Raw genomic sequence first — 8,479 nt, 5'->3', positions numbered from 1 at the left:
CTACTTACGAAAATCCTCGCGGATTTTCTATTCGGTTTTTATTTGCTAAATTGGGTGCTTAAACACGCCACTAATCATACACAAAACCGTTGTGTGCAATTTGAAAAACCAAACTAAATGGAAATAAAATGTTTAGACATCAAGGCAAAAGCAGAACTTTAAAACACAATCTGCGAATTGCTACGATTTTGTCTTTTGTCGCTGGAATTGTGAACGTTACAGGATTTTTAGCTTTTAAACAATTGACAACCAATGTAACTGGTCATTTTGCTCTTTTTATTAGTGATGTTGCAAATTTCGAAATTTGGAAAGGAACTGTTTATTTTCTTTATATTTTTTCCTTTCTCTTTGGTTCTTTTTTATCAAGTTTCCTAATCGAGAAATTCAAGGAAAATAGAAAACTTAATGTTTTTGTTTTACCAACAATAATTGAATGTCTGATTTTATTATCAATTGCTATCATAAGTAATACTGGAAAAATAGAATATCCTGATTTAGTTGTTTGTCTGCTACTTTTTGCAATGGGACTTCAAAACTCTTTTGTGACAAAAATTTCAAATGCTATCGTAAGAACAACACATCTGACAGGACTGTTCACAGATTTAGGAATTGAACTATCACAACTCTTCTTTCCTGAATCTCATCCGAATAGAGAAAAAATTAAATCGACAATAAAACTGCGGATTTATATAATTTGCTTCTTCTTTCTTGGAGGAATAATAGGTGGATTTCTTTACTCAAAACTTGACTTAAAATTGAACACTCTGGTTTTTGGAGCAATAATTTTATTAATAAGCTTATTTTATGACGATTTGAGATATAAATTAATCCGAACGAAAAGAAAATATAAACAAAGAAAAAAAACTGCACACAACATTGTATAAAAATAATGCTTAAGTTTAATTCTAAATCAAAAGGTTAGTGCGCATTTGGTCACTCTGATTTTCCTGCGGAAAATCCTCGGACACAAAACCGCACTATTCTTATACGTAACCGTTGTGCGTCATTTAAAAACAACTGAAATGAACAGACTAAAATCGTATTTCATTGAATTAATTTACCCATTCATTCTCATAGTTATACTTGGAATATTATTATCAATTGCAATTTATTTCTTTGTTGATGTTTTCGTCGAATATGATGTTTTTAGTGAGCCAAATAGAGATAAACGACTTGACGGAACTTTGAAAATAATTGGAACCGCGATATCATTAACTGGATTCATATCAATAATAGTTGTAATAATTTATTCAAAAAAAAGTATTCAACGAGATGTTCAAAAAGGTACAATAGAACTTTTTCAAGAATTTAATGGTGAAAAATTTAAAGAAATAAGGACAAAAGCATGGGTTGTAAAAGAGAAATGGGAAAATAAAAAGAATTACAAAAGTAAGTTTCTTGAATATAATTTTGGCAAGGGCGAAAAAAAAGAAAACAAGGAATTGACAGAAGAGATAAATGTCATTTACAAATTATTAGAGTTTTATCTAATTATAAGCACTTTTGAGGAAAACAAAGCCATTCTGCAAAGCCTTAGGTATTTCTATTATGGTTGGTGGAGAAAATTTCTTTATGAAATAGCTGCCGAAATTGAGCAAAATAGAGATATTAACGACATTGTGAAAAATGCAAAAAGCGATTATTTAAACAATATTTCATACATTAAAAATCTCGAAAAACTAGACAAGATTTGTGGACTGGAAAATATCCCGAAAAATACAGCAATTCATAATGATGCCGGATAAAAACGCCGCACAACAATGCCTAAACGTAATGCGGACTTAGGGCAAAACCGAAAGGTCTGTATATATTTATAAGGTCGCTAAATCTTTGGGAGTTAGCTTTGGACTAGAAAAAATAAAACTAAACCAAAAGCTTTAGCTTCGTGCGTAGACGGAAACGAAAAGTTTCCTTACTACCGCACTACGCTTAGCCGAGACCGTTGTAAAACATTTGACCAAACGAAAACATTACGAATGAATAAAGTTCTTGCTGTTCTAATTTCCGTTTTAATTGTAGTAATTCCACTCGGAATTTTATACTATTTAATTTCATATGGAATTGTTCAGTTTTTCGGAAAAGAAACTTATGCAATTATCATTTTCACATTAGCTTTATTATTCTTGGTTCAAGGAGGTTTAAAAAGATTAAGAAGAAAAAAATGACCAATCGACCTTTCATTTTATTATTTCTTCTGACAGTTGGATTATATTCTTGTGATAATCTGACTCAAAAAGAGTTTTTCGACAGAATAGTTTACGATGAATATCATTCAAACTACGAAGGAATAGTTACTGAAAAATATATTGACAAACAAAATCACGCAAGACCAATAATTATTATCCGACATCAAATTTTTGGCGATAATAAAAAAGACTTTGTTTTCCAAAGTTCTGGACTTTTTGACTTTATCAAAATCGGAGACACGATAACTAAAAAAACTGAATCTTTAAAAATCAATCTCAAAAGAAAAAACCTTGACACGATAATAAAGTTGGATTTTGACAATATAAAAGGAAAGGAAAAATATTATTCAGAAAATAAATACATAACGGAAATTGAATAAAAAAACGTTTTACAACACCGTATAAAAAAAATTGCTAGTTTTAGCTAAACCAAAGTTAGTTGCTCGTTTGCTTGCTTCTGATTTTCCTTCGGAAAATCCTCGCTAACAAACACGCAACTTTCCTTATACATAAACGTTAGCAAACATAATCTCGCCGGCAAATCTAAACGCACGAAAACTCAAAAAAAGTATCTTAAAACCTTATTCTAAAACGGCATTATAAAACGCAATTTCTGACCAAAACAAAACGCAACTGTTGCTTACGACTGACCTTCAGCACGTAAAATTTCTGACTGATAAATTAAAAAATAAACCACTCAAACGCTTATCGGATTTTTATTTCGGCAAATCATAGCGTAAAAAAAATGTACGTTTGCTAACATTATGTATAAAAAATTGCTAGTTTTAGCCTAAACCAATGGTTGTTGCTCTGTTTGTTAGCTTCTGATTTTCCTTCGGAAAATCCTCGCACACAAACACGCAACATTCCATACATTAACCGTTGTGCTTCATTATCAGAAACCGCTAACCAATGATAAAATTCTTTAGAAAAATTAGACAAAAAATGCTGACTGAAAATAAGTTCAGTAAATATCTGATTTATGCTATTGGAGAAATTATTCTTGTTGTTATTGGAATTTTAATTGCTCTTTCAATTAACAATTGGAACCAAGAGCAGCAACAAAAAAAAGTATTGAATAATATTTATGCAACCATAAAAGTAGATTTACAGCAAGACATAAAAAATATTGATAAAATTGTCAATTCTTCGCAACCTTTAGAAAAAGAGTATTTGGCAATTATTAACAAAACGAGAAAAAAAGAAGACTTTAAAAATTGTAAAAATTGCATATATGTAAATTTTGGATTTCCTGAAATCAAATTAAGAAAAAACGGAATTGAACTATTACAGAACTACAACCAACAAAACAATACCTCTAGTGATTCTCTATCAATTAAATTAAATAGCTTGTATTTAGATTTAACGAATGATATTTCTGTTGATATAAATGAATTAACCAATAACACTAATTCCTTTTTAGAAATTGTTAAATACACACAACCTTGGTTTGCTGATGTTAACTTTAATGGGACTACCACTTATAGTGATGCTTTCATAGAATATGCCTTAACCGATTTTGGTTATAGAAATACAACTAAAGTACTCTACGAAATGTATTACAAAGGTTATATCCCAAATTTAAAAGAGTATAAATCCAAAAGTTTAGAAATCATAGCTTTAATAGATAAAAAAATGGTAAATGAATAAAATAACGAAAGCACAACACCGTATATAATTTATTGCTAGTTCTAGCCTACTTACGAAAATCCTCGCGGATTTTCTATTCTGTTTTTATTTGCTAAATTAGGTGCTTACACACGCCACTAATCATACACAAAACCGTTACCACCAATTTGAAAAAAACCGGAACTTTAATATTAATCGTGGTAATTTCCATAATCATTAGTGTGATTTATGGAATTACGCACGATTTTATTACTTCAAAAATCTCACCTGAATTTTATACAAAACTGACTTTTTTCAATTTTGGGATTTTAGATGATTATTCGAGAGAATTTGGCGGAAATTGGACTTTTGCTCTTATTTGGGTTGGATTTTTCTCAACTTGGTGGTTTGGTCTTTTAACTGGACTGATTCTCGGAATTGTCGGAATGAAATATAGCGACGAAAAAAAATTGCTGAATAAAACGCTGAAATCAATACTAATCGTAATCGGAATTACAATTCTGTTCGGATTTGCTGGATATGGAATTGCGGAATTAAATCCATCGGAAATTATTACGAATTATAATTTCCCGTTTGAAATTGAACATAAAGCGGAATTTAATAAAGTGGCGAAAATCCATAATTTCTCATATATCGGAGGAATTGTCGGACTGATAATCGGAACGCTCAATCAAATAAAAAACTGGTGGTAACACCGTGTATAATTAATTGCTTTGGCAAGTGCTTATTTGGAAAATTCCTTCGGAATTTTCTCGCGTTCGTTTTTGTTTACTAAATTAGGTGCTTAAACACGCCACTAATCATACACAAGACCGTTAGCACCAATATGGAAACATCAATAATTTTGACAATATTAGTTTTGATTGCAGGATTCATTTATTTTATTTATCCTAGAGCAGAATTGTATTTCATAAAACGTCCGAAATTAGTAATAGAAATAAACCCAAATAAAGGATTAACTAAATCTTCTTCTTTTATTGATTATCACCCTGATACAGATAGAACAAAACCAGTTAACAGACCTGAAACAATAAAAATCTATGAACTTGAATGGAAATTTGATTTAGTTGTAAGGAACAATTCAGAAATCAATGCTTTTAATGTAAAATTGTTACAACATAAAAACACTATGAATTTGACATTTAATGGAACTATCAATCCTCAAAAGTCATTAAAGGCTCACGAAGAGGAAATCATTCCATTTCAATTTAAAAAAGTCGTTCAGTCCACTACACAGGAATTCCCCTCACATTTCACACAAAAGCCCGCTGATTTTAAAGATTTAATGTTGTTATTGGAATATGAAAATGAACAAGGAAGAAAATTCTATAGTAGATACTATTTTAACACGGACACAACTAAATTTAATAGAACGAAAAAAAACGAACTAAAATACTGGTGCTAATATTCCCAATCTAAATGACTGATAGAGAAAGAGCTCAAATATTAATTGACCAAGCAAACAGCTTAAACCTGCAGTCTTTAATCCCTCAAGTTAATGAAATTCTAAAAGCTAATGCTTTTGTTATTCAATCAATCTATGATGCAAAACCTAATTTTGCTAATGGTGAAGTTTTTCTTGAAACACTTCTAATAAAAATGAACTTCACTTCCAGAAGTATTTTTGAATTATCTAAAGGTATAGAATTCTCAATTCTTGGTCGCTCTGAAAAAGCGGAAATAATCGATAGGTCATCGATTTACATTTTAACAAGATCAATCATTGAAGCATTTTTAACTTTAGAATATTTATTCTTTAATAACCTTGAACGTGAAGAACAAATTTTCAGATACCAACTTTGGAGAATTTCAGGTTTTATGTCTCGTCAAGATTTTGGCAAAACTGCAAATCAAAAATTTTTAGACAAAATGGAAAGAGAAAAAATAGAGATTGAAAAACTTAAAGAAGGGGTAAAGAAAAGTCCTTTCTACCCGAGTTTAAAAAAACAAGATTTATGGAAATTAGACAAATTTGGGTTACCTAGAATTATGAGTTGGTCTTCTTTGCTTACACAAAGTGTTTTAAATAATTCTCATTTCGATAGATTATACAAACTATATTCAAACTATGCCCATTCTGAATTCATTTCAATTATACAGCTCAATGAAGGTAAATTGAGCTCTTCCAATTCATTTAATATCGAAACGACTGTTACTTCATTAAACAATGTGAGAATTTTGAGTTGTGTTGCATTGATGGAATTGGTGAATAGATACGGTTTTGCAAAAGAAAGATATTTAGAAGTCGATGAATCTCTACGTGTAGCGATAGAATTTTGGGATAAATTTGGGCGGAATAATTAAATACTGGTGCTAACATTGTATAGAAATAATGCTTAAATTAGTGCTTAATCAAGAGTTAGTGCTCTTTTGTTAACTTCTGATTTTCCTTCGGAAAATCCTCGCACACAAAACCGCACTATTCTTATACGTAACCGTTACAAACAATTTAAACCAAATTTTAAGCAATGAAAAAACTGACCTTACTTCTTGGAATTCTAATCGGATTAATGATTTCATCTTGTTCATCGAATAATGACAATCCATCTACTGAAACAGACCCAATAATCGGAAAGTGGAAAATAAAATCAATTGAACTCAATAGTCAAATTCGGACTTTAGAAGATTGTCATTTACAGCAAACAAACACTTATCAAAAAAATGGGAACTTAATAGAATATTACTGGGAAAATGAAATGACTCCTTGCGTATTTAATACATCAACTATTAAATATAAGTTGGAAAATGGAATTTTGACTTCTATAAATGAAAGTGAAGGAACAAATGGCGTAGCTTTTGAAATTTCAAATGAAATAATTACTCTTAACGGAACAACTCTTGTTTTTAAAGAGGTTTCTGATAATAATTATGGTCAATATCCTGAAAATCAACAACAGATATTTACATACATAAAAATTGAATAAAAAACTGTTTGTAACACCGTATAAAAATAATGCTTAGTTTAGTACTTAATCAAGGGTTAGTGCCGTTTTGCTAGCTTCTGATTTTCCTTCGGAAAATCCTCGCACACAAAACCGCACTATTCTTATACATAAACGTTGTACGCAAGCTAAAAAAAATGACCGACGAATTTATCCCACCAATAAAAGAAAGAAATACGGATGACTTGTTAAAGATAGTTGGTGCGCCAGAAAAATGGAATCCGAAAGCTGTTAGACTTGCGAATAACGAATTACTAAACCGAAAAGTAGAACCAAAAAAAATTGAAACCGCTAAATATTTATCAAAAAAAAGAGAGAAAGTAAATGAAAGAATAAAAGCTAATGAGAGTTATCATTTTTGTGATTTCATTTTTGACCCTTTTTGGACTTTGTTTGAGATTATATTTTCGTGGGAACTTAAAAAAGATGGATTTACTCGAAAAGCAAAACAACAAAAATACTTTCGAATTGGAATTGGGTTTTTGATTTTGATTTGTGTCGGACTTTCATATCTGACCTAAAAAAAGTTGACAAAAAAAACGGACAAAAAAAGCCAGCGTACAACACCGTGTAAAAAACATTGCTTATTTTAGTTAAACCGTTTGGTCGTTGCGCTTTTGCTAGCTTCTGATTTTCCTTCGGAAAATCCTCGCACACAAAACCGCAACGTTCCTTACACATAAACGTTGTGCTTCATTACCAGAAACCGCTAACCAATGATTAAATTCTTTAGAAAAATTAGACAAAACTCACTAATGGAAAACAAAACTGGAAAGTATTTTAAATATGCTATTGGTGAAATTATTCTTGTAGTTATTGGAATTTTGCTTGCACTTCAAATTAATAGCTGGAATCAACAACGGATTGAAGACAAACAAGAAGTAGAATTACTTACTTCAATAAAAGATGAGTTTCAACATAATTTGAGTGAACTAAACCAGTCAATAGAAGTTAATAATAAAGTTACTAAATCGTGCGTGAAACTGACAGACCTCATAAGAGCGGATTCAATAGTCAAAGTACCAGAAATTGTTGACCAGTTACTAGTAAATATAGGTGGATTTAGTTCATTCGATGCAAGAATTGGAATAACGGGAGAAGTCGTTAATTCCGGAAAATTAAGCATTTTAAAAAATAAAAGAATTCGAACACAAATTGGTAACTGGCTTACTCTACTAGCTGATTGCGAAGAAGACATTCTTTTTAGGTCTGATAATTACACTCTGAATTTGATGCCGTTTTTAATGAAACGATTTCCTCTTGCAAATGGTGAGCTAACTAAAAAATTGGAATTTGATAAGGGCAATTATTTGATTACTTATAAAGAAAAGTCACCATTTGAACTAAATTTATCATTAGATGATTTATTGGAGTTTGAGAATCAAGTTTGGCATCATAAACATAATCACGATTACATTGTTATAAACGAACTTAATGTAAGAGACTTTGTAAGTACAACCATTAAGATGTTAGAAGAAGAACTAGAGAAAAAAGAATAACGAAAGCACAACACCGTGTATAATTAATTGCTGGTTTTTAGCCAATTTACGAAAGTCCTCGCGGACTTTCTATCTGTGTTTTATTTGCTAACTTTAGTGCTTGAAACACGCAACTAATCATACACAAAACCGTTACCCAACATTTGAACAGAATGACTAAAAAGAAAATTATAGTAATTCATTTAGCAATATTTACGCTTCTGACTTTACTATTGTTTTTCAC

11 protein-coding genes are annotated in these 8,479 nt (G+C 30.5%); all 11 read left to right on the top strand.

The features are described 5' to 3' along the window. The first annotated feature begins 128 nt into the window (after nt 1–128). The 11 genes from BT151_RS17950 to BT151_RS17895 all read left to right on the top strand — a co-directional run bounded on the left by BT151_RS17950 (nt 129) and on the right by BT151_RS17895 (nt 8,256). Nucleotides 129–884 (top strand): YoaK family protein, encoded by a 756-nt coding sequence (locus BT151_RS17950; protein WP_072403748.1) that lies wholly within the window; start codon nt 129–131, stop codon nt 882–884. 138 nt (nt 885–1,022) lie between these two features. Further along, the gene (locus BT151_RS17945; protein WP_072403747.1) at nt 1,023–1,745 is read left to right on the top strand and encodes a hypothetical protein; all 723 of its coding nucleotides are present in this window, start codon (nt 1,023–1,025) and stop codon (nt 1,743–1,745) included. A 231-nt stretch (nt 1,746–1,976) separates the two neighbouring features. Beyond that, nucleotides 1,977–2,165, top strand: coding sequence for a hypothetical protein (locus BT151_RS17940; RefSeq protein WP_072403746.1), 189 nt, complete (start codon nt 1,977–1,979; stop codon nt 2,163–2,165). After that, entirely contained in the window at nt 2,162–2,566 is a 405-nt protein-coding gene (locus BT151_RS17935; RefSeq protein WP_072403745.1) for a hypothetical protein, read from the top strand. The genes BT151_RS17940 and BT151_RS17935 overlap by 4 nt, the downstream gene beginning before the upstream one ends. Nucleotides 2,567–3,098: 532 nt before the next feature. Next, nucleotides 3,099–3,836 carry a DUF6090 family protein gene (locus BT151_RS17925; protein WP_072403743.1) on the top strand — a complete coding sequence of 246 codons (738 nt, stop codon included), beginning with the start codon at nt 3,099–3,101 and terminating at the stop codon, nt 3,834–3,836. A 146-nt stretch (nt 3,837–3,982) separates the two neighbouring features. Further along, the gene (locus BT151_RS17920) at nt 3,983–4,507 is read left to right on the top strand and encodes a hypothetical protein (protein ID WP_072403742.1); all 525 of its coding nucleotides are present in this window, start codon (nt 3,983–3,985) and stop codon (nt 4,505–4,507) included. 134 nt (nt 4,508–4,641) lie between these two features. Next, nucleotides 4,642–5,220: a hypothetical protein gene (locus tag BT151_RS17915; protein WP_072403741.1), complete on the top strand. Its 579-nt coding sequence runs from the start codon at nt 4,642–4,644 to the stop codon at nt 5,218–5,220. Between the two features lie 14 nt (nt 5,221–5,234). Continuing rightward, a complete protein-coding gene (locus tag BT151_RS17910; RefSeq protein ID WP_072403740.1) occupies nt 5,235–6,119 on the top strand; it encodes a DUF5677 domain-containing protein in 885 nt (294 codons plus the stop codon). A gap of 164 nt (nt 6,120–6,283) precedes the next feature. Next, nucleotides 6,284–6,739: a lipocalin-like domain-containing protein gene (locus BT151_RS17905; protein WP_072403739.1), complete on the top strand. Its 456-nt coding sequence runs from the start codon at nt 6,284–6,286 to the stop codon at nt 6,737–6,739. Between the two features lie 155 nt (nt 6,740–6,894). Beyond that, a complete protein-coding gene (locus tag BT151_RS17900; protein WP_072403738.1) occupies nt 6,895–7,278 on the top strand; it encodes a hypothetical protein in 384 nt (127 codons plus the stop codon). Between the two features lie 234 nt (nt 7,279–7,512). Beyond that, nucleotides 7,513–8,256 (top strand): DUF6090 family protein, encoded by a 744-nt coding sequence (locus BT151_RS17895; protein WP_171946664.1) that lies wholly within the window; start codon nt 7,513–7,515, stop codon nt 8,254–8,256. Nucleotides 8,257–8,479: the final 223 nt, after the last annotated feature.

Origin of the sequence: Flaviramulus basaltis, assembly GCF_900114265.1 — a bacterium.
In the GTDB taxonomy this organism is placed as follows: Bacteria; Bacteroidota; Bacteroidia; order Flavobacteriales; family Flavobacteriaceae; genus Flaviramulus; species Flaviramulus basaltis.
The sequence above is the reverse complement of the archived record's forward strand: the minus strand, read 5'-3'. Positions and strand labels throughout refer to the sequence as shown.

Coding starts and splice junctions, on each gene's coding strand:
- BT151_RS17950 (WP_072403748.1), top strand. CDS start 129: ATGTTTAGACATCAAGGCAAAAGCAGAACTTTAAAACACAATCTGCGA.
- BT151_RS17945 (WP_072403747.1), top strand. CDS start 1,023: ATGAACAGACTAAAATCGTATTTCATTGAATTAATTTACCCATTCATT.
- BT151_RS17940 (WP_072403746.1), top strand. CDS start 1,977: ATGAATAAAGTTCTTGCTGTTCTAATTTCCGTTTTAATTGTAGTAATT.
- BT151_RS17935 (WP_072403745.1), top strand. CDS start 2,162: ATGACCAATCGACCTTTCATTTTATTATTTCTTCTGACAGTTGGATTA.
- BT151_RS17925 (WP_072403743.1), top strand. CDS start 3,099: ATGATAAAATTCTTTAGAAAAATTAGACAAAAAATGCTGACTGAAAAT.
- BT151_RS17915 (WP_072403741.1), top strand. CDS start 4,642: ATGGAAACATCAATAATTTTGACAATATTAGTTTTGATTGCAGGATTC.
- BT151_RS17910 (WP_072403740.1), top strand. CDS start 5,235: ATGACTGATAGAGAAAGAGCTCAAATATTAATTGACCAAGCAAACAGC.
- BT151_RS17905 (WP_072403739.1), top strand. CDS start 6,284: ATGAAAAAACTGACCTTACTTCTTGGAATTCTAATCGGATTAATGATT.
- BT151_RS17900 (WP_072403738.1), top strand. CDS start 6,895: ATGACCGACGAATTTATCCCACCAATAAAAGAAAGAAATACGGATGAC.
- BT151_RS17895 (WP_171946664.1), top strand. CDS start 7,513: ATGGAAAACAAAACTGGAAAGTATTTTAAATATGCTATTGGTGAAATT.